The organism is Wolbachia endosymbiont (group A) of Cydia amplana (genome assembly GCF_964028495.1).
In the GTDB taxonomy this organism is placed as follows: domain Bacteria; phylum Pseudomonadota; class Alphaproteobacteria; order Rickettsiales; family Anaplasmataceae; genus Wolbachia; species Wolbachia pipientis.
Genome location: NZ_OZ034792.1, coordinates 849,991 through 869,484 on the forward strand (window position 1 = coordinate 849,991; position 19,494 = coordinate 869,484).

The window sequence follows — 19,494 nt, forward strand, 5'->3', positions numbered from 1 at the left end:
GGAATTAGTCAAATTTTTTTGCCTTTACATCTTTCAAATGAGGACTAAATATTCTACAATAATCAACAGTTACTCTCAAAACTTAAAATGAATGAATTAGCCAATCTCCTCAGTTCAAGAAGTGTAGATAAGGAAATATGTAAATTACCGCATAATTTAGAAGCTGAACAGATGCTTATTGGTGCAATGATTCGTGATAATAGAATCTGTGATGCAGTTGAAGACACAATTACAGCAGAAAATTTCTATGATCCACTGCATCAAAGTATTTTTACGCAAATATCTAAAACCAGGAAACACGGTATAGTTGCCAATGAACTGAGCCTCAAAATGTTTTTTGAGAACGACCAAGCGTTTACCGAGTGTGGCGGGGTAGAGTACTTAGCAAAGCTTGCAGCGAAGGCAAGTATTGCACTTGATATTTATAGTTTGACTAGAATAATCCGTGATACTTACTTAAGGAGATGTTTAATTAAGCTCGGGCAAGAAATAGTTGGTGATAGCTACAACTACGATATTGAAAATCCTGCACAGGCGCAAATTGAACAAGCAATGACAAAATTGTTCAATTTGGCAGTAAAAAAACAAGGTGAGAAAACATATATAAAACTTGCAAGTTCAATTAAAGATGTAGTTGAGAAGATCAGCACACTGAAAAATAATCCAGAAGCGCTAGGCGTTACAACCGGACTTCAAGATCTAAATCAGCTTCTTGGTGGTCTACAAAAATCTGATTTATTAATTTTAGCTGCAAGGCCTTCTATGGGTAAAACAGCATTGGCGCTAAACATTGCACTTAATGCTTGTAAGATGTTGCAAAAAAGAGCAGATAAACAACACCATGTAGCGTTTTTCTCACTTGAAATGTCAGCAGAGCAATTAACTGCAAGGCTGATCACTATAGATTCAGGGATTAGTTATTATAAGGCATTAACCGGGAGAATTAGTGATTTTGAATTGCATGAATTTATCAATACTAGTACAGAATTATCTGAACTGCCTTTCATCATAGATGACACCCCTGCGCTATCAATTAGTGCCCTTCGCACCAGAATACGCTTGCTGTATCAATTATATAATGTAGAAGTGGTATTCATTGATTATTTGCAGCTAATCAGAGGAACAACAAAAAGGAGTAATGAAAATAGAGTGCAAGAAATCTCGGAAGTGACGCAGGGTTTGAAAGCAATTGCAAAGGAGCTAAATATTCCCATTGTTGCACTATCTCAGCTCTCTCGTTCTGTTGAGCAGAGGGATGATAAAAAACCACAACTTTCTGATTTACGTGATTCAGGGAGCATAGAGCAAGACGCAGATATAGTAATGTTTCTCTATAGAGAAGAGTATTATGAACTAAGAAAACAGCCAAATGAAGGAAACAATAAACATCGGGAATGGCAAGAGAAAATGGAAAAAATTAGAAACATTGCAGAGCTCATTATTGCAAAGCAGAGAAATGGACCAATTGGCAGTGTGAAGCTATATTTTGACTCTAACAGAGGTGCATTCAAAGATTACACGGAAAGGCATAGTTCATAGCTTGGCAGCAATCTTCTTGTTCCCAAGTTCATTGATTATTTTTTTATGTAAAGATAGCTTGACAATTTCTTAAAAATCCTTTTATATATGGTATTATATTTTATAATACGTGAGATGATGAATAAAAACAATGTACCCTATTATATAGCTGGAACTCTGGCTGCTTTAACTTTATTAGCATCTGGAGTGTTTGCTGCAGCTCCTTATATTGGTTTCTTAGCTCCAGTTGCAGCATTAAGTGTTGGCCTTCCATTTATTATTGGTGGTGCTGTATTTTCTGCTGTAGCTATTGCACTTTCGTATGCAGCAGTTAGTAAGAACAAAACTATTTCTGAGAAGGAAGCTCAGCTTTCTGATGAAAAAAGTAAAGTAGAAGCTAAAGGTAAAATAATTTCTGAGAAAGTAAAAGAAATATCCGAAAAAAATACTCAACTGGCTAATCAAGCAAAAGAGATAGAAGATAAAGATAAAACTATTTCTGAGAAAGATCGGGAGATTTTTAGAATGAAAAATGAGTTGGCTGCAACCAGAAGGATTAATGCTTCTCAGCCAGGTAATGCGGTAGAATTTGATAGCATAAACCAGCAGCTTACTAAGAGAGATTTCGAAGTACAAACTCAAGAGCAAGCCATTATTTCACAAGCAAAAGGGAAATTTAATAGTGTTGGAAATAAATTAAAAAATATTTATGATACTATGCCATCAACTAAAATAGAATTTTCATGGGTCTCAGAAAAATTTTCACCATACTGGAATAGTGTTAAAAACTTGATGTTTGGTAATAAGGCAGATCAAGCAAGTGGTGCTAGTCAACTTTCAAGTGAATCTCAAGGTAATGGTATTGTTATTCCAGAGGGGGCAAAGCTAGAGCTTTCTCCAATATTATTTGATTTTTTGTTTAGAGAAAAACAGAAGATGGTAAGGCAATTTTTAAGAGAGCAAACTGATGAAAAAAAGAATGTGGCTACACAAGAAAATTTAAAAACTGAGACTCCTAGCCAGGAAAATCAGATGAATATTGATAACGTTCCTAAGCAACCTGATCATTTAAATGTTGATGCTGCTAAAAGTTATTTAATGAGTCTTTCTGAGGATCAGGATGTATTTTATGATGCAGAATCTGGTGATGAAAAAGGTACTGAGATTTCTAGCCCAGAAAGTCAGCCAACTAAAGAAGAAAATGGTCAAGGCTGGTTTGCATGGAGCCTAGGAAAGGTTAAGTCGGCAATGACTGAAGTAGTAGTGATAGGTGCTGATGTTACTAAACCATATTGTGCTAAAGTAACTAAGGCACTTGCCACCTAACTTGAATATGTAGACAGCGGTGTGCACCGTCGTTAACTAAAGATAATCCCATCCAGGAGAAATAGTTTTTACACTATTTCTCCTCTTTAGCATCAACCCTCAAAAAAACCGGCGTAGGTTTAGGCAATGTTATGCCTGAACTTACGCACGCGTCGCACAAAGATTTTAAATCTCGTTGTTCTTTCGGAATTTGCAGTTGATTTAGTATCATCTCTGCTGACTTGGGAACGATTGGCTGCAATAAAATGCCTATTATCCTGATATATTCCAGTAACTTGTAAATTACTAAATTCATGCGCTCTCTGTCAGTTTTGCTTAGTGTCCAGGGTGCACTTTTGTCTATGTAGGCATTTGCTTCAGAAGAGATGTTGATGATTAGAAGTATGATATGGTTAAATTCATACTTTGATAGGTGATTCATCACTTGATCGAGTATAGCTTTGCAACCTGGAAGACTTTCTTCACCTTTAAGTAGGCTTTGATCGATTGTTGGTACAATTCCAGAACATTGCTTGTGTAAAAATGAAATTGTTCTTTGCACTAAATTGCCTATGTTGTTTGCCAGTTCTGAATTTATCCGGCTGATCATATTTTTCTTACTAAAGTTGCCATCTTGGCCGAAGCTTGCTTCCCTGAGGAGAAAATAGCGTAGCTGATCAACACCAAACTCTTGAGCGAGGCCAATTGGATCTATGACATTACCAAGGGACTTGGATATTTTCTCTCCCTCGTTCAACCACCAACCATGAACTGCAATTTGTTTTGGCAGTGGTAGGTCTGCTGCAAGGAGAATCGCTGGCCAATATACAGCATGAAAGCGCAATATGTCTTTACCGATTACATGAACGTTGAAAGAGTTGTCAGCTAGGTTTGCAGCGCTTGACACTGGAATCTGCGTTTTCCCTTGGTTTGGTGTCATTCCAGTGCTTGACACTGGAATCTGTGTTTCTGGTTCTGCCCAAAACCTCTTATATTCCTCACCTTCAGTACTAGGTAAACCTATTGATGTAAGATAATTGGTTAATGCATCTATCCAGACATAGATTACGTGTTTGTCATTACCTGGTACTTTTATTCCCCAGTTAAAACTAGTGCGAGAGATTGAGAGGTCAATGAGCCCTGATCTTACAAACGATATCACTTCATTTCTTCTGCTCTCAGGAAAGATAAAACTTGGCTGATTTTTATAGAGTTCCAGTAATTTGTCTTGCCAGTTTGACAAGCGAAAAAAGTAGCTCTCTTCTTTTATCCACTGAACTTCTGCGCCTGTTGGTGCTTTGCCATCTATCAGCTCTGATTCCTGATAAAATGCTTCATCACGAACTGAATACCAACCCGAATAGGAATCCAAATATATTTGCCCTCTCTCTTCAAGTCTATTCCATAAAGCTATAACTGCTTTTTTGTGACGTTCCTCCGTAGTGCGAATAAAATCGTCATACTCAAAATTCATGAACTTAGCCAATTCTTTAAATGAAACGCTCACATCATCTGTAAATTCTTTTGGCTGCATTTCCTTTGCTTTAGCTGCTTTTTCTATTTTTTGTCCATGTTCATCTGTACCGGTGGTAAATTTGACATTTTTCCCAGCTAGTTTCATGAACCTTGCCACCACGTCACACAAGAGAGAAGTGTATGCATGACCAATATGCGGCTTATCGTTTACGTAATATACTGGCGTGGTGATGTAAAAGTTCTCGAATTGTTCCATGGTTTAGCATTTTGATAAAAATCAACTGAGTTAATTATAGTATTAAAAAGGCAGTAATAAATAAATATTGATTGGGTTAAGCATAATTTTTGAAAAAAGCTATTTACTGAAATTTTATTAAAATAAGAAACAATCAGGCATGATTATTGAAAGAACAATGAGAAATTTTCTTGTAATTCTATTTATAGTTTTCTATGCATTTGATGCACACGCTGATGGAGCAACAGATGTAATGTGTAATGTAATAGGTTACGTTCATGGAATAGGTGGACCAATGATTACAGTGGTAATAATTGGTTCAAGCTTACTTGCAATATTTGGCAGAATGCCTTGGCCTGCACTTTTCGCACTGGGTATGTTTGTTGCTGTGTTTTTTGGTGCTCCTCAAAATTGTAACAAAGGTAACAGAAAAAGAAGTTTGTTGTCTTTTTAAAGGTCAAACCTTGGAGAATGGAAAGTGTGTTGCTGCTCCTGGATATGAACGTGTAGGTACAGGTTATGCTTGTCGTTCCGGTTGGGCGCTAACTAATAAAGGCTACTGTATAAAAGCTGGCCAAGATCCTTCAAAGTATTGGAAGTGAAAATGGTGCTTTTATAGAGTTAAATCTAACAAACCGCAGAGTATATAATTAACATCCACGCCTTTAGTTAGATTCCACTCACGCTTTATTACGTTGTACTCCATGCCAGCCATGTTTTGCAGCGTTACATTATTTTCTCTTAAGTGATTTGCAATTTCTGACGGCTTGAGAAATTTATTCCAGTTATGTGTACCTTTTGGCAGCCAATTTAATATGTACTCTGCACCAATTATTGCAAGGCAGAAGGATTTGATAGTTCTATTTATTGTGGATATAAAGATTAACCCCTCCGGTTTTAGCAGTTCTATCGCTTTTTTCATGAAAAGCTCTAAATTATCCACATGTTCAACTACTTCCATCAACAGAACCACGTCGTACTTCTTGTCATTGCTTAGCTCTTCAATGCTGGTGTGTATATATTCTATATTTAACCCTACTTTTTTTGCATGTGAATGCGCTACTTTTATGTTTTCTTCACATACATCTATTCCCACAACGTTAATGCCAACGCGTGCCATTGACTCTGACAAAATGCCACCACCACACCCGACATCAAGCAATGATAATTCTTTTAAATTGCATTTTTTTAACTCTTTTATTTTCTCAATAATGTAAGATACTCTAACAGGATTCATCATGTGCAATGGTTTGAATTTGCCGTTCTCATCCCACCACTGGCCTGCCATTTTAGCGAATTTTGATATTTCATCTTCGTTATAAGTTTTTGTTTTTTTTTTCTTAGAGGTTATATTGCTGAGTTTATCAAGGCGTTTTTTATGTCTGCTTTCTTTTGAAAATTCTGTTTCGAGGAATTGTTTGACTATGTCTTTTGCTAATCCACTCGCAGTAAACCCTGCACCAAGACACAGTACATTTGCGTTGCCATGCTCGCGAGCTAATTTTGCGATCTCAACACTGTTACATAAAGCAGCGTAGATTCCTTCAAAACGATTTGCCACAGTACTCATGCCCAAACCTGTACCACAAATTAATATCCCATAATTTGCTTTTTTGCTTGTTATATCTTCTACAACTTTAACAGCATAGTTTGGGTAATCTACACACTTTTGCTTAGCAGTGCAGCCTTGATCTACTACTCTGTAACCTAGGGCTTCCAGGTAAGGTTTTATTTCTGATTTTAATTCATAACCAGCATGATCTGAGGCAATTGATACTATACCTAACATATAAGAAATAAGGACATTTTATATGGGTTTGAACTTTCTGTCAAGTCATTCAATGCTTCTGACCTTTTGGGAGTTCTAAAGCTATAGCTAAGGTTTTCCTACGTCATACCGCAATTCATTCCACAACTGTACGAACATTGTGATTTGAGAATAATCTCCGCCAGGAAGGGTGTCATCCCAGTGCTTTGGCACTGAGATCCAGAAAACTTAATTTTAAATAAGTACACCAGATAGCTGTATAATAAGAACTGGATTCCAGTGTCAAGCACTGGAATGACACCTTCTGTATAAATATTAAGAAATTTACCAAACGAAAAAAAAGGCAAAAGAAGCCCCGTGGTTGGCTAATTACTTACATTATACTTTCAAGTATGGCGTTTTTTTATTCTAAACACTTAATAACCGCGATTTAGCTGCTTTTAAGCTGCAACTAATCTAAATTATAAACGTTAAGAAATTTACTAAACAGAAAAAAAGGCAAAAGAAACCCTAGGGTAGCTAGTTATTCACTATCCATTTTTTAAGTTGGCGTTTTTTGATGTTTTAAATGCTTTATAAGCGTATTTCAGCTTGTATAGGTAAAAACCTAGAAATTTGATAAAGACATAGAGTGCACATAGTACAAAAAATTAAACATGAGACGCCAGATACGTTGAGTTTTTTTGTCATTTAATCTGTACAGAGAAGATAAATAAATAGCTTCAGTTTCATGATAAGGGCGCTGGCGAGGTTTGTCAAGGAAGTTTTTTGTTTCTGTGGGCTACCTGGATGACAGGATTGCTCTTGAATTTGTATAGCTACATTGTCGGTAAATCTAAATTGCTTTAGTTATAGAAATAAATTTCGAGTCAGATGTGTATAAATTCTATATAATTTTTATCCTACTACTAATTTAACAAGATGGATCATATAGATATTATAAAATCAAAATTATTATTATCCGACATAGTAGGTAAAAAAGTCAGATTAATAAAAAGAGGAGATAGTTTTGTTGGGCTCTGTCCATTTCATAACGAAAAAACCCCATCTTTTTCGGTGAGCAATACTAAGGGGTTATATTACTGTTTTGGTTGCTTGGCTAGTGGTGATGCATTTGAATTTATTTCACAAACTGAAGGATTAAGCTTTAAAGAAGCATTGGAAAAATTAGCATCGGTTACAGGTGTTGAACTGCCCAAAAATCTTAGTATTACAAAAGAGGACAATAAACTATTTTTAGCGCTTGATTTAGCTGCAAATTGGTTTGCACAAAAAAATCAAGGTGTTGTAGATTATTTAAAGCAGCGTAAGATTTCACCTAAAATCATAGATAAATTTAAGATAGGTTATGCACCAAGCTCTGGTTTGAAAGAGTATTTAAACTCTTCAGGTATTGAAGACAGAATTTTGATTGATATTGGATTAGTAAACAAAAATTTTCATGATTATTTTTATGACCGGCTGATATTTCCTATACAGAGCATTGCAGGGAGAGTTATTGGTTTTGGCGGACGTGTGCTAAGTTCTGAGCAACAGCCGAAATATTTAAACAGTCCAGAGAGTCAGCTCTTTAAGAAGAGGGAGAATTTATACGGATTAAACTTTGCTTTAAGCGAAATACGTAAAAAACAGCACATACTCGTTGTTGAAGGATATATGGACGCTATAGCGCTACATCAAGCAGGAATTAGTAATGCAGTTGCTCCGCTTGGTACCGCAATTTCTGCAGAGCAGATAAAAAATCTATGGAGATTTGCTAAAGAAATCTCCATCTGTATGGATGGCGATAGTGCTGGACGTCATGCTGCTACTCGAGTTGCAGAACTTGCTCTGCCAATATTAGAGCCTGGATACACGTTAAAGTTTGTGACTTTGCCAAGTAATAAAGATCCATACGATATATGTAACGAACTGGCATACAAGAAAGAAGACGTGTTGACTGCTCTTGACCATTCAACAAAACTGCATTCTGAATATTTATGGCATCACATAATCGATAGCAATTTGCAAAATTATGAAAAACTTGCTCCGGAAAAATATTCAATTCTTGAGCACAAGTTCATGGAATATGTAAATACTATTAGCAACAGCAGTATTAGAAGGTATTACAGAGATTATTTTTACAATAAGGCTAGTGAACTAAGAAGTAGCTTCAAAAAACAGATTTTTAATAGTAAAACTGGAGCAACAAAAGGTGAGTATCTTCATAACAAATCTCCAGAGCTAATTGAAGCAGAGCAAAATCAGGCCGTAATTTTGCGTATAGCCGTAGAATTTCCTGAAATTTTGAACCGTCCTATATTTTTTGAGCAATTTTCTCATTTTGAATTTACTAATGAGATGAAAAGATTACAACAGCGTGTAATTGATGTAATAAGTAACAAAAGCAAACTCGATAAAGAGGCTTTGTTACAAGAATTGAAACAGTTTAACGTTATAAAGTATGTATTTGAAAAAACTAGTGTACTAAATAGCCAACTGAACGAGAGAAAATCTGCAGAAATTGTGTGGAATAATATAGTGTTACTAAAAGAATTAAATGCATTACGAAAAGAAAGAACCGAAGCGAGGCTGAGCGGTAATCTTGACTTAGAAGAAAGGTTAATAGAACAAATAGAGCAAATAGAAAGTAGTATACAAGAAATGCAAATGGAGTTTATTGAAAAGTAGATATCGTCTCGTTAGTCAACAAGAAAATTACAAAATAAGACAATATTTTACATAAGATTGAAATTTTTAACTAATTAAGCCTTCCTCCAACAGCTTTGCCCTGTAGTTTTTGATATGGTTAGGATCACTTGAAAATGTATAATTTTTGTAGTTAGCTCTGCTATGCATATAAAGCTTACTATTGACTTTTATCACATTATCTCACATTATCTCACATAATATGCATGTGAGAAGAATATGAACTGGAAGAATTTTCGTCTTAGTACACGTCTCAACCTAGAAGGGCCTGTAATTGAACAAGTGTACGAGTTAATTACTGCAGTTGATAGTGTTAAAAATAGCTGGCAGATAACGAAAAAACTACTACCACAAACAATTGAAAGATTAACTCATTCAGTTATTGTTACATCTTCTGGCGCTTCTAACCGTATTGAAGGAAATCGTCTAACCGATAAAGAAGTTGAGGATCTATATAAAAACCTACGTGTCAAAAAATTTAAAAATAGAGATGAGCAAGAAATTGCTGGCTACTTAGAAATGCTTACACTAATATTTCATGATTATACGGATATTCCAATTAGTGAGTCATCAATATTGCACATTAACAACCAGATGCTACTTTATAGTGAAAAAGATTTGTATCATAGAGGAAAATACAAAGCAAGTTCTAATAGAGTTGAGGCAAAAGATCAGAATGGAAAAGTTGTTGGTATAATTTTTGATCCCACACCACCTTACCTTGTTAGAAAGGAAGTACAAGAGCTTATTGATTGGTATCACTGGTCCTTAAATAATAAATTTAAGCATCCTCTTATTATTGTTGCTAACTTTGTTTTTGAGTATCTGGCAATACACCCTTTTCAAGATGGAAATGGCAGAACTAGTAGATTGATGACTAATTTAATGCTGTTGCAGCAGGGTTATGATTTTGTATCTATTGTATCACATGAAAAGATAATTGAAACTAACAAACTTGATTACTACTTAGCGCTTAATAAAACACAAAGTAGCTGGAAAAGTGGCAAAGAAGATATTTCCCCGTGGTTAATATTTTTTCTTAATGTACTCAAAACGCAAGCAAATGAGGCGCATTATATTCTTGAGAGGGAGAATACTGAATATTTATTATCAAGAAAACAATTGTTCTTCTGGGAATGGGCACTTAGCCTTGCAGATAAAGAATTTAGTAGAAAAGATGCTATAGAAGCTCTAGGATTTCCTCCAAGAACAGTAGAGGCAATTACAAAGAAACTGCTAGGGATGAAATACTTACAGCGTCTTGGAGAAGGCAAAGCCACTAGATATAAAGTTATTATTTAAAAGTTTTAGTATATTTTTCAAGATTTTTTTAAATCCAGTCTTATGCACAACTTTGTTTGCAATTTTACATTTTTATTCGATTAAAAATTGCATTTTAGCAATAAAAAACTTACTTATTGTAGGAAAATCTTGTGTTTGTTCTCATATAAAACTATTTATGGAGTGACAATGGTACATGTATTATACTTACATTTCTGATTCGAAAATTTATGCAGTTGTTTCTAACAAGATTGGTCAACAAATTCTATTGTTTAAAGGTGAGAAACAAAGTAATCATCATTTCCAGTATTGCTTTTATTCTACTGTTTTTTATCAGCAGTGCATTTTTAAAAAAAGATCAGGCGGTTCATAGCGATAATGCAACTAGTAGCTTTTCAGTAAAAACTCAAGAATGTGCGCCGCAAAACCGCACTATATATTTAAATTTTTCTGGTACAGTAAATCCCTTACATAGAGCTAGCCTTGTCTCAAAAATAAGTGGTAAGATTATTGCTATTTATTTACCTGATGGTGAAAAGGTAAAAAGAGATGATGTAGTGTTAAAGATAGAAGATTATGACAGGATTGAGCAAGCTCAGAAAGCCAAAGCTTTATTAAAGCAGCGTGAAATTGAGTATGATTCCTCTCACAAACTGAATAAAAAAGGCTATGGGGCACAAATACAAGTAGAAGCAGCTTTTACTGCGTTACAAAGTGCAAAAGCTGACCTAAAAAGGCTAGAATTGGATTTAGAAAATACTGCAGTCACATCTCCTATAGATGGTTATATTGATAAAATCAATGCAAACGAAGGGGATTTTGTTAATGCTGGGCAAAAAATAGCTGACGTGGTTAATTTCGATCAAATTCTTGTGGTGTTATACGTTTCGGAAAATGAAGTAAGTAAAATAGAGCTAGGCAGCACAGCTCAAATTAATTTACTGGACGGAAAAGAATTGGCAGGTGAAGTAAGTTTTATTAGTAAAATTGCTGAGCCTAAAACTGGGTCTTATAGGGTAGAGGTAAAGGTAACTAATAATAAAATGATATCCTTGCAGGGATTAACTGCCAACGTAAGACTACCTTCAGGCGAAAGATTTGCATATAAAATTCCTTCTTCAGCCCTGAGCTTAAGTGACGAGGGTGCTCTTGGAATAAAGATTGTTGATGACAATAATTATGTAGTATTTGCACCAATAGAAATTGTTGATCATGAGAGCGATGGGGTTTGGATAGTAGCAAATAACGAAGATAAACCCATAAAGTTAATAGTATTGGGCCACCTATTTGTTAAGCCTGGTGATAAGGTTTAAGACATAAGATCCTTTGACCTTACCCAGAAAAAGTGGAGAGAAAGTGTGGAATGTTTTTTACAAAAAGAATGATGCATCAAATTGTTCTGGAATGCAATAGTTAATAGTGACGTTGTTTGTTATAAAAAATTTCTATGTATTCAAATATTGCAGTTCTAGTTTGTTGAGCAGAGTGTTGTGAAGTATCAATAAGTATTTCTCTTTTCAATGAGCTAAAGAAGCTTTCTGCAACAGAATTGTCGTAACAACAGCCTTTATTACTCATCTATATTCTTTACAGCTAAGAGATATTGATAACCTTGCGAAGTATATTGTGAACCTTGATCACTATGTAATAGTAGATTTTTGGCAGGTTTACGCTTGTTAACGTCCATTAATAAAGAGTCCATAACCAATTGTTTATTTATTGAACTGCTCATTAACTACCATACGTGAGAATTATTGCTGCCAAATATAGCCATCCCTCCTTGGTTTTGATGTAAGTAATCCCATACTTTATTTGGTTGATCGACAATAAAGTTTTGGTCTAGTATATTGGGAGCTACAGCTCTATTATCTGTTTGTTGTTTTTTAATTTTAAACTTTCTTCTCAGTATAGCCCTGATGTCATTTTTCTGCATAATACTTTGCACCGTTTTCAAATTGCAACTTTTACCCAAAGCCTTCAATTCAGCATAAATTTTAGGAGCTCCATATCTACATTTAGAAACTTGATATATTTTTTGAATAGCTTCGAGTAGCTCTTTATTTGCTGATTCTCTACTGCTTATTTTTCTTGTGGTCCACTTATAGTAGCCACTAGCAGAAAATCCTATATAATTCCTGTACTTTATAGCAGTTACTATATAAAAAAATATTTTACTCTTTTTGACTGGCCAGGGCTTTTTTTTAAATGTCTCTTTCCCTTGTTACTCTTGCTTTGTAAATCAAACCTCTCTTTGTCGTAAGGAGCCATGTTACCTCTACCTGGAAATGCATCTGCTGCCGACTTTTTTTCGTTGTGTTTCTTTATCCATTTTCCTAATAAACCACCCTTTATTCCTAAATCCTTTGCTATTTTTGTAATTGTTTGACCTGCCTTTCTTTGTTCATTTGCCAGTTTAACAGCTTCCAATTTGAATTCTGCTGTATATTCTCTTACCATTTCTAATCCTCCAAAATTTTATTTTACCCGAAAAAACTCCTTTCTTTCTCTCCACTTTTTCTGGGTAAGGTCATGCAGCTTTTGGGTAATTTAATGGTAAAAATTTTAGAGAGAAATTTTATACACTATCGCTGACATTTTTCCTTAAGTTGACGCCATTGTCTGTTCAGCTAAGCGGTGTGAGAGACAATATAGCTAAACTGACTTAGATTTACCGACAATTTGAAAAACCGTCATCCCGCTACGTGTTAGCGCCGCGGCGGTATGACGTAGGGAGATCTCTACTGCTATTTCACGTCAAGAACAACCATAAGTTCATTAGGGTTCACATAACCTAAAGCATTTTTTGCTTGCTCATCAAGCAGATCTAAATCTAAGCTTTTTTCATATAAGCCAAATACTTTGTTGTCCAACTTTTCCTTTTCAGAAGAGACATCCTTTAGCAAAAGTTTATTGTACTCGATTTCTTTTTTTAAATCGATTAACGTCAATAAGCCACGTTTACCTGTAATTGTGCTAATGCTGAAATATAATGTAAGGGAAGAAATGAGTAAGGCTGCGCTTAAACACAGTAACTTTTGCTTCTTTTTAGATATAAGCACCGTACTTTCACATATAAAAAATATATAACATGAAAAGGTGAACAAAAAGCTAAGAACCTTGACGCGCTTTACACCTTGGCTTTACCTTATTTATAATGTAAATCTTACCACCCCTTTTCACAACTTTACAATTTTTATCTCTGTTACGATGAGATTTTAGCGACCCTTTGACTTTCATATCTATAGTAAGAATTAAATTACTTTACATTATAATCACTTATCAAGAGTTAGTCAATTGATAACATTTTATTAAAATATTGTATAATTGTTGCTGATACTTCTTCGATCGACTTTTGCGTGACATCGATAATTGGCCAGTTATTCTGTTTAAAGAGCTCCTCTGCTTCTTTAATTTCCTTTTCTACTTTCTCAGGGTTAGCATATATATTATTATCTTCGTTGTTAATTGAAGTAAGTCTATTTTTGCGTATTTCTATTAGCCTACTTACGTCTATTGTTACCCCTATCGTTAGTTTATTTTTTAATTTTGCCAAGTCAACATAAAAGGTTACTCCACTAACAAAAGGAATATTTGCAACTTTATAGCCTCGGTAAGCTAAATACGTACTGGTGGGAGATTTTGATGTACGTGAAACTCCAACCAAAATTATATCTGCTTTATCAATATCTTGAATATTTTGTCCATCATCATGATTAATAGTGTAGTTTATTGCCTCAATGCGCTGAAAATATTCTTTATTTATCTCAGTATGCAAGTCAAGCTTTTCGTCTTTTTCAATTTCAAGATAGGACGAAATTTCTCTAATAATATGTGATAATATTGCTCTATAGGGAATTTTCAACTTTATACAGTTATCTTTTAAATATTTTCTTAGCTCATCATCAGTAATAGTGCATATAACAAAATTATGCTCATCACTTTTCCTATTAATTTCCTCCAGAATTTTGTCAATCTGCTCCTCTTTTTTCACAAAAGACCAAACATATTCGATCGTTTCTATAGAACGAAAGTGTTTCAGAGCTGATTTTGCAACTGATATAACAGTTTCACCACTTGAATCTGATACTAAGTGTAGATTAAGCTTTTTAAGGGTCATATACTAAAAATAATAGCTAGCAATCTGCTACTGAAATTATGCTAATTTGTTGACCTACGTAAATATAGAAAAACTATCCTGTTGATAAAACTCAAACTAATTGGTAAATTCTTAACACAATTATTCTCAAAACGAATGTTTTTATTAAAGCCTACAAATTTCTCTTATTTTTCTAAGAAAGCTCTACCTTGGCTTGGGGTTATTTGTTTCGCATGTTTTTTAATTGGAATGTCTTTGGCGTTATTCTTCTCTCCAGAAGATTATAAACAAGGAGAAATTGTACGAATCATGTACATTCATGTGCCTTCTGCATGGCTTGCTCTTGGAATATATGGATTAATTGCATCACTCAGTTTCATTTCATTGGTATGGAACAATAGCGTTGCTAGTGTCTTGGCACATGCTGCTGCTCCTGCAGGGACAATCTTTTCGGCAATATGTTTAATCACAGGCAGCATCTGGGGAAAAGGAACCTGGGGCACTTGGTGGGTATGGGATGCAAGACTTACTTCAATGCTGATTTTACTTTTCCTATATGTTGGCTACCTTTCATTGTGGAGCGCTTTTGATAATGAAGCGAGGGCAGAAAAATCAGCAGCAGTATTTGCCATCTTTAGTGCTATAAATATTCCTATAGTAAAATTTTCCGTGAATTTATGGTCCACTCTCCATCAGCCAGCAAGCATTTTGAGAAAAGGTGGAATAGCAATAGAAAGTTCCCTGCTGTTGCCACTGGTTGCAATGTTTATGTTTTGTGCCACATTTTTTTTAGTAGTGTGGATACTGTATTCACTTTACTTAATTAATTTATATAAGATAAAGAGAGAAATCAGTATGCGGTATTAGGTAGCTTTGTAAGTATACAGGTAAATATGCTAGAGAAAATTAGGCAAAATATCTTTGGTCACTTTAAATACTTGCCTGCTGAAACTGAAGAACGTGCTATGTTATGTGATCTAACTAATTTTAAAAGCAGCAATGACCAACTAACTAGAATAGATCAGGTATTGAATCGAGATCAACTTGAACATTTTACCAACGTTCTTGAAACATATGATGCAACGGCACGTAGTTTTTACGATGAGGTGCGCTGTAAAATAGCAACCGTTGCAACCATGAACTCTAAAATATTTAAAGAGCCTACTAATATCTTTAAGGTAAATGTTCATGTGATTCCGCAGAATAATTCTGTTTTTTGATTCTATCTGTCCATTTATCATTTTCTATATCTTGTTTGTTGGTTGCTTTTTTTTCTTGCTCAACAATTGCCTTATCTATCTCCTTATGAATTGCATTAATCGCACCTCCTTTTTTGTATACTTCGCTTTTCCCTTCAATAATTAACTTAATAAAAGTATTTACAACAGACTGCACTTGATTATGATTAACCTGACCTTTTATCAAAGAAGGTAAAGAGCCTAATTCCATCAATACTTCTGGTGCTGTTTTATCTTGAGTGGAAAGTCCTAAATTATCTGCTACTTTACTTATTAATAACTCTCTGTGTTCTTTATTATCTTCCAATTTAGCATAATCACTCAATAGATCTATAACGGTAGATACTCTGACTTCAACAATATCATCAACATCTTCATCTTCTAGAGCAACTCCTGACCCCAATAACCTCTCTCTGAGATTTTCGCTTAAAAGATTGATAAATTCTTCATTTGCATCTGATCCTGTGGTTGATATTGTACCATCTAAATAGTTACTTTGAGCACCGAAGCCATGCTCTATTTGTATTTTTGTCTCAGGTTTAAATCCTAATTTTGCACAGAATTTCTGAAAATATTCTTTAATAATGTCAAACAAGCTCTTGCCATTATCTTTATAATTTTTTAACTCTTTAGGAATAGTAAGTGACAATTTACCATCTCTGTATGTTACAAAGTCTTCACCATTGTGAGATTCAATTGTAAATTCCAATGAACTAGACAGATTACATATCTTATCGACATGCATACCTTGATTTTTAACAGAGAGTATTGGTAGCCTCATATCAGATCTAATTCTCACATTATTTTGGTTAGCACAATCAATGTTTATTACTTTTTTAGGATTTTCTACTATGAACGACTGTCCAAGTGCAAGTTGGGTTTGTATAAATGGAGCAGCCTCATACCCTGCTTGATTACAATTGGTAACTAGCTCTTCTAAAATAGCATCACTTGGAACTTCTGCCCCAGCGTATCTGAACATTTTTTTGAAAACTTCTTTTGCAAAGGAACGGTAATCCTTGTTTTCATCTTTCTCTGTTGGTAATAGATGGATATACCTTTGGCCAGCATTGTAAAATTCTTCAAATTCTTTCTTATATGAATCGGTTTTTTGATGATTGGCAGTTTTGGAATTTTCACAGTGATTTTTCCATAGCTCACCCAATGCATTACTTACAAGCTCTTTCTCAATATCTTCGAGTACTGAAGCAACAAAAGCTTTGCCATGATCCGTATCTATTTCTCTTGTTCCTTTTTTGTTAAATATTTCGTCATTATATATATCATCACTATTAAAAAGTTCGCTTTTGCGGTGCTTAGCTCCTTCCTTAAATGCAATAATAAGATTTTTATCTATTTCTTTTCCGTTAATAATAAAATTCATCCTTTGAAAATCTAAGAACATTGTTTCACCGGAATTCGCTAATTTATTATCTTGATCTGCTCTTAATTTACTAAAATTGAACTCTTTAGCTGTGGCCTTTAATCTAACTACTGGACTCTTATTATTTTTTCCTTTTGTCTCTTTCATAAATAACACCTTACTGTAAATATGCTGTAAGTTATATCATATAATGATGAATAATTTGGTAATATATTAAGAAAATCGACAGTATATTTCTTTATTTAAGGGGTGTAGGAAAGGCGTAGATTTCTCTTTTCATTTGTAGCGTACTGTATTAATATTTATGTATTAATTTAGAAAATAATGATGAATAACATTGTAATTATTGGTCTGCAATGGGGTGACGAAGGCAAGGGTAAAATAGTAGATTATCTTTCTGAGAATGCAGATGTAGTTGTGAGATTTCAGGGAGGAAATAATGCAGGGCACACTATAGTAGTAGATGATGAGGTTTATAAATTAAATTTACTGCCCTCTGCTGTTTTGAGGCCAGGCAAAATATCTATTATAGGAAACGGTGTTGCTCTTGATTCGCATGCTCTAGTTTCAGAAATAGAGTCATTGAAAGTTAAAGGAGTGGACATAAACTATAACAACTTGATGGTATCCGAGAGCTGTCCATTAATACTTAGCGTACATAAGGACAAGGAAAAGCTATTTGAAGATTTAAACGGAAATCACAAAATTGGTACAACAAACAAAGGGATAGGGCCATGTTATGAAGATAAAGTTGGCAGGAGAGCTATACGCCTTTGTGACTTAGAAAACGCAGATGAGCTCAACAAAAGAGTGGATACTCTTCTGAATTACCACAATGCTATCAGAAAAGGCCTTAACTACCAGGTGGTTAAAAAAGAAGAAATATTAAAGGAAATTCAAGAGATTTCAGAAAAAATTCTTCCATATAAAAAACCTGTATGGAAGATATTAAATGACTTGATGAAAGAAGGTAAGAAAATAATATTTGAAGGTGCCCAAGGCGCATTTTTAGATATCGACCACGGAACTTACCCTTTTGTTACTTCAAGTAATACCGTAGCATCGCAAGCAATAACAGGCTCAGGATTATCCTCCAATGCTTACATTATTGGTGTGGTAAAAGCTTATACAACAAGAGTGGGCAATGGTCCATTCCCTACTGAGCAAAAGAACGAAGTGGGGGACAGCTTATTTACTATAGGCAAGGAACTTGGAACAGTGAGCAATAGGAGAAGGCGTTGCGGATGGTTCGATGCAGTTTTAGTGCGCCAGGCCGTACAACTCTCTGGAGTTTCAAGCATTGTATTAACCAAATTAGATGTGCTTGATTCTTTTGATACAATTAAAATATGCACTGGTTACAAGTATAACGGAAAAATGTATGATTATTTACCCGCATCGCATTCAATACAAGGGGAATTAGAGCCAATATATGAAGAGTTTCCTGGCTGGAAAGAAAACACTCAAGGTAAAAGGTCGATTAAAGCATTGCCTATCAATTTAATAAAATATATAGACAGGTTAGAAAAATTAATAGGTGTACCAATTCATCTAATCTCAACTAGTCCAAAGAGAGAGGATGTTATTAAGCTTAAAGATTTCTGAAAACGTCTTTGTATCTTAGAGCCTGTACGTAATCTCAAAAAAGAGATAAAGTGAGAGGATAAAGTATATAAAGTAGGATATGCGAAGTTTATAACCAAGTGACACAAGTCGAGAAAAGTTTGAGATTATTGTAGCAGATCTGGAATCTTGCAGAAAGAAGACAAAACCAAGAACACTTGATTTACATGATGTATTTTGTGGAGTGTTATACGTGTTAAAAAGTGGTTGCCAGTGGAGAATGGTATCAAAAGAGTTCCCAAAATGGCGCAATTGTTACGACTATTTTAAGAAGTGGAGTGAAAAACCAGATGCAAATAAAGAAAGTGTTCTGGAGCTGGTATTAAAAAAAAATAATTGCGACAAAACAATGGTCGGAAAAGCTTCTGCATAATTGATGCACAGAGTATAAAAAATGCAGATACTGCTGAAGCTATGATGCAGGCAAGAAGATTTCAGGGCCGTATTGCAGTAGATACGCAAGCATGCAATTTATACAACAACAGCAGAGATAACTGACCGTAGCAGTGCTGTGAGAATGGTCGAAAATGCAAAAGAAAACCTCTCGGGAGTTAAAAATGTACTGGTTGATGCAGGCTATACTGGAAAGAATTTTGTAACTCAAATAAAAACGATTATTGGTGCAACCGTTGAAGTGATCAAAAGAAATGAATTACGTTCCTTTGTTGTATTGCCCAAAAGATGGGTTGTGGAGCGATCTTTTGCTTGGTTAGAAAAATGTAGAAGATTGTGGAAAAATTGTGAGCGAAAACTCAATACTAGCCTACAAATGGTAGTTCTGGCTTTCACTGCCTTACTTCTGAAAAAATTATGAACAGGCTCTTACTAACTCTTATCTAATAAAAAAAATACTTGTGTAACTTCGAATAGTCTATTATGCAA

Annotated in this window: 19 protein-coding genes and 2 pseudogenes; 12 read left to right on the top strand and 9 right to left on the bottom strand. The window is 34.7% G+C overall.

All coding sequences use genetic code 11. From position 1 onward, the window contains the following. The first annotated feature begins 87 nt into the window (after nucleotides 1–87). Nucleotides 88–1,539, top strand: coding sequence for a replicative DNA helicase (locus ABWU40_RS04155; RefSeq protein WP_141456959.1), 1,452 nt, complete (start codon nucleotides 88–90; stop codon nucleotides 1,537–1,539). 114 nt (nucleotides 1,540–1,653) lie between these two features. Then, complete coding sequence (locus ABWU40_RS04160) at nucleotides 1,654–2,844, top strand: hypothetical protein (RefSeq protein ID WP_353279134.1); 1,191 nt, start codon at nucleotides 1,654–1,656, stop codon at nucleotides 2,842–2,844. Nucleotides 2,845–2,917: 73 nt separating this feature from the next. Here the strand turns inward: ABWU40_RS04160 and metG are convergent, their stop codons facing one another. After that, nucleotides 2,918–4,555, bottom strand: a complete 1,638-nt coding sequence (gene metG, locus ABWU40_RS04165; RefSeq protein ID WP_015589097.1) for a methionine--tRNA ligase — start codon at nucleotides 4,553–4,555, stop codon at nucleotides 2,918–2,920. Nucleotides 4,556–4,712: 157 nt separating this feature from the next. Between metG and ABWU40_RS04170 the strand changes: the two genes are divergently transcribed. After that, on the top strand, nucleotides 4,713–4,988 hold the full coding sequence (locus tag ABWU40_RS04170) for a TrbC/VirB2 family protein (RefSeq protein ID WP_410530039.1): 276 nt from the start codon (nucleotides 4,713–4,715) through the stop codon (nucleotides 4,986–4,988). 10 nt (nucleotides 4,989–4,998) lie between these two features. After that, nucleotides 4,999–5,136 (top strand): hypothetical protein, encoded by a 138-nt coding sequence (locus ABWU40_RS04175; protein ID WP_007548976.1) that lies wholly within the window; start codon nucleotides 4,999–5,001, stop codon nucleotides 5,134–5,136. 11 nt (nucleotides 5,137–5,147) lie between these two features. Here the strand turns inward: ABWU40_RS04175 and ubiG are convergent, their stop codons facing one another. After that, complete coding sequence (gene ubiG, locus ABWU40_RS04180; protein WP_015589098.1) at nucleotides 5,148–6,323, bottom strand: bifunctional 2-polyprenyl-6-hydroxyphenol methylase/3-demethylubiquinol 3-O-methyltransferase UbiG; 1,176 nt, start codon at nucleotides 6,321–6,323, stop codon at nucleotides 5,148–5,150. A 195-nt stretch (nucleotides 6,324–6,518) separates the two neighbouring features. Between ubiG and ABWU40_RS06340 the strand changes: the two are divergent. The 4 genes and pseudogenes from ABWU40_RS06340 to ABWU40_RS04195 form a co-directional block, all read left to right on the top strand. After that, nucleotides 6,519–6,605 (top strand): annotated as a pseudogene (locus tag ABWU40_RS06340) (WPE palindromic element domain-containing protein); the annotation flags it as partial. Nucleotides 6,606–7,223: 618 nt separating this feature from the next. Next, nucleotides 7,224–8,972, top strand: coding sequence for a DNA primase (gene dnaG, locus ABWU40_RS04185; protein ID WP_015589099.1), 1,749 nt, complete (start codon nucleotides 7,224–7,226; stop codon nucleotides 8,970–8,972). A gap of 237 nt (nucleotides 8,973–9,209) precedes the next feature. Continuing rightward, nucleotides 9,210–10,292 carry a Fic family protein gene (locus tag ABWU40_RS04190; RefSeq protein ID WP_006280480.1) on the top strand — a complete coding sequence of 361 codons (1,083 nt, stop codon included), beginning with the start codon at nucleotides 9,210–9,212 and terminating at the stop codon, nucleotides 10,290–10,292. A 209-nt stretch (nucleotides 10,293–10,501) separates the two neighbouring features. Further along, entirely contained in the window at nucleotides 10,502–11,584 is a 1,083-nt protein-coding gene (locus tag ABWU40_RS04195; protein ID WP_174517006.1) for an efflux RND transporter periplasmic adaptor subunit, read from the top strand. Nucleotides 11,585–11,684: 100 nt separating this feature from the next. On the opposite strand, the gene ABWU40_RS04200 is transcribed toward ABWU40_RS04195, so the two are convergent. The 6 genes from ABWU40_RS04200 to ABWU40_RS04230 all read right to left on the bottom strand — a co-directional run bounded on the left by ABWU40_RS04200 (nucleotide 11,685) and on the right by ABWU40_RS04230 (nucleotide 14,388). Continuing rightward, on the bottom strand, nucleotides 11,685–11,849 hold the full coding sequence (locus ABWU40_RS04200; protein WP_010082072.1) for an IS3 family transposase: 165 nt from the start codon (nucleotides 11,847–11,849) through the stop codon (nucleotides 11,685–11,687). A gap of 157 nt (nucleotides 11,850–12,006) precedes the next feature. Continuing rightward, nucleotides 12,007–12,441: an IS3 family transposase gene (locus tag ABWU40_RS06345; RefSeq protein ID WP_320157096.1), complete on the bottom strand. Its 435-nt coding sequence runs from the start codon at nucleotides 12,439–12,441 to the stop codon at nucleotides 12,007–12,009. Then, the gene (locus tag ABWU40_RS04215; protein ID WP_081818090.1) at nucleotides 12,426–12,728 is read right to left on the bottom strand and encodes a transposase; all 303 of its coding nucleotides are present in this window, start codon (nucleotides 12,726–12,728) and stop codon (nucleotides 12,426–12,428) included. Before ABWU40_RS04215 ends, ABWU40_RS06345 begins: the two co-directional genes overlap by 16 nt. A 287-nt stretch (nucleotides 12,729–13,015) precedes the next feature. Continuing rightward, on the bottom strand, nucleotides 13,016–13,330 hold the full coding sequence (locus ABWU40_RS04220; RefSeq protein WP_015589100.1) for an FtsB family cell division protein: 315 nt from the start codon (nucleotides 13,328–13,330) through the stop codon (nucleotides 13,016–13,018). A gap of 49 nt (nucleotides 13,331–13,379) precedes the next feature. Further along, complete coding sequence (ykgO, locus tag ABWU40_RS04225; protein WP_006279631.1) at nucleotides 13,380–13,508, bottom strand: type B 50S ribosomal protein L36; 129 nt, start codon at nucleotides 13,506–13,508, stop codon at nucleotides 13,380–13,382. A 49-nt stretch (nucleotides 13,509–13,557) separates the two neighbouring features. Beyond that, a complete protein-coding gene (locus tag ABWU40_RS04230) occupies nucleotides 13,558–14,388 on the bottom strand; it encodes a pyruvate, water dikinase regulatory protein (RefSeq protein WP_353279135.1) in 831 nt (276 codons plus the stop codon). 135 nt (nucleotides 14,389–14,523) lie between these two features. Between ABWU40_RS04230 and ccmC the strand changes: the two genes are divergently transcribed. Then, nucleotides 14,524–15,234 (top strand): heme ABC transporter permease CcmC, encoded by a 711-nt coding sequence (gene ccmC, locus ABWU40_RS04235; RefSeq protein ID WP_015589102.1) that lies wholly within the window; start codon nucleotides 14,524–14,526, stop codon nucleotides 15,232–15,234. 26 nt (nucleotides 15,235–15,260) lie between these two features. After that, nucleotides 15,261–15,587: a hypothetical protein gene (locus ABWU40_RS04240; protein ID WP_015589103.1), complete on the top strand. Its 327-nt coding sequence runs from the start codon at nucleotides 15,261–15,263 to the stop codon at nucleotides 15,585–15,587. Here ABWU40_RS04240 and ABWU40_RS04245 read toward each other — a convergent pair. Continuing rightward, nucleotides 15,541–17,136, bottom strand: a complete 1,596-nt coding sequence (locus tag ABWU40_RS04245; RefSeq protein ID WP_353279136.1) for a hypothetical protein — start codon at nucleotides 17,134–17,136, stop codon at nucleotides 15,541–15,543. The two genes, ABWU40_RS04240 and ABWU40_RS04245, sit on opposite strands and share 47 nt — an antisense overlap. A gap of 180 nt (nucleotides 17,137–17,316) precedes the next feature. On the opposite strand from ABWU40_RS04245, the gene ABWU40_RS04250 reads away from it, so the two are divergent. After that, the gene (locus ABWU40_RS04250; RefSeq protein WP_353279440.1) at nucleotides 17,317–18,594 is read left to right on the top strand and encodes an adenylosuccinate synthase; all 1,278 of its coding nucleotides are present in this window, start codon (nucleotides 17,317–17,319) and stop codon (nucleotides 18,592–18,594) included. Nucleotides 18,595–18,718: 124 nt separating this feature from the next. After that, nucleotides 18,719–19,426 (top strand): annotated as a pseudogene (locus tag ABWU40_RS04255) (IS5 family transposase). Nucleotides 19,427–19,494 lie beyond the last annotated feature (68 nt).

Bases quoted from the DNA above. Each gene is read 5' to 3' on its own strand.
- metG (WP_015589097.1), bottom strand. From the start codon at position 4,555: ATGGAACAATTCGAGAACTTTTACATCACCACGCCAGTATATTACGTA.
- ABWU40_RS04160 (WP_353279134.1), top strand. From the start codon at position 1,654: ATGATGAATAAAAACAATGTACCCTATTATATAGCTGGAACTCTGGCT.
- ABWU40_RS04200 (WP_010082072.1), bottom strand. From the start codon at position 11,849: ATGAGTAATAAAGGCTGTTGTTACGACAATTCTGTTGCAGAAAGCTTC.
- dnaG (WP_015589099.1), top strand. From the start codon at position 7,224: ATGGATCATATAGATATTATAAAATCAAAATTATTATTATCCGACATA.
- ccmC (WP_015589102.1), top strand. From the start codon at position 14,524: ATGTTTTTATTAAAGCCTACAAATTTCTCTTATTTTTCTAAGAAAGCT.
- ABWU40_RS04245 (WP_353279136.1), bottom strand. From the start codon at position 17,136: ATGAAAGAGACAAAAGGAAAAAATAATAAGAGTCCAGTAGTTAGATTA.
- ABWU40_RS04155 (WP_141456959.1), top strand. From the start codon at position 88: ATGAATGAATTAGCCAATCTCCTCAGTTCAAGAAGTGTAGATAAGGAA.
- ABWU40_RS04250 (WP_353279440.1), top strand. From the start codon at position 17,317: ATGAATAACATTGTAATTATTGGTCTGCAATGGGGTGACGAAGGCAAG.
- ABWU40_RS04230 (WP_353279135.1), bottom strand. From the start codon at position 14,388: ATGACCCTTAAAAAGCTTAATCTACACTTAGTATCAGATTCAAGTGGT.
- ABWU40_RS04195 (WP_174517006.1), top strand. From the start codon at position 10,502: ATGCAGTTGTTTCTAACAAGATTGGTCAACAAATTCTATTGTTTAAAG.
- ABWU40_RS04240 (WP_015589103.1), top strand. From the start codon at position 15,261: ATGCTAGAGAAAATTAGGCAAAATATCTTTGGTCACTTTAAATACTTG.
- ubiG (WP_015589098.1), bottom strand. From the start codon at position 6,323: ATGTTAGGTATAGTATCAATTGCCTCAGATCATGCTGGTTATGAATTA.
- ABWU40_RS04215 (WP_081818090.1), bottom strand. From the start codon at position 12,728: ATGGTAAGAGAATATACAGCAGAATTCAAATTGGAAGCTGTTAAACTG.
- ABWU40_RS04170 (WP_410530039.1), top strand. From the start codon at position 4,713: ATGAGAAATTTTCTTGTAATTCTATTTATAGTTTTCTATGCATTTGAT.
- ABWU40_RS04190 (WP_006280480.1), top strand. From the start codon at position 9,210: ATGAACTGGAAGAATTTTCGTCTTAGTACACGTCTCAACCTAGAAGGG.
- ykgO (WP_006279631.1), bottom strand. From the start codon at position 13,508: ATGAAAGTCAAAGGGTCGCTAAAATCTCATCGTAACAGAGATAAAAAT.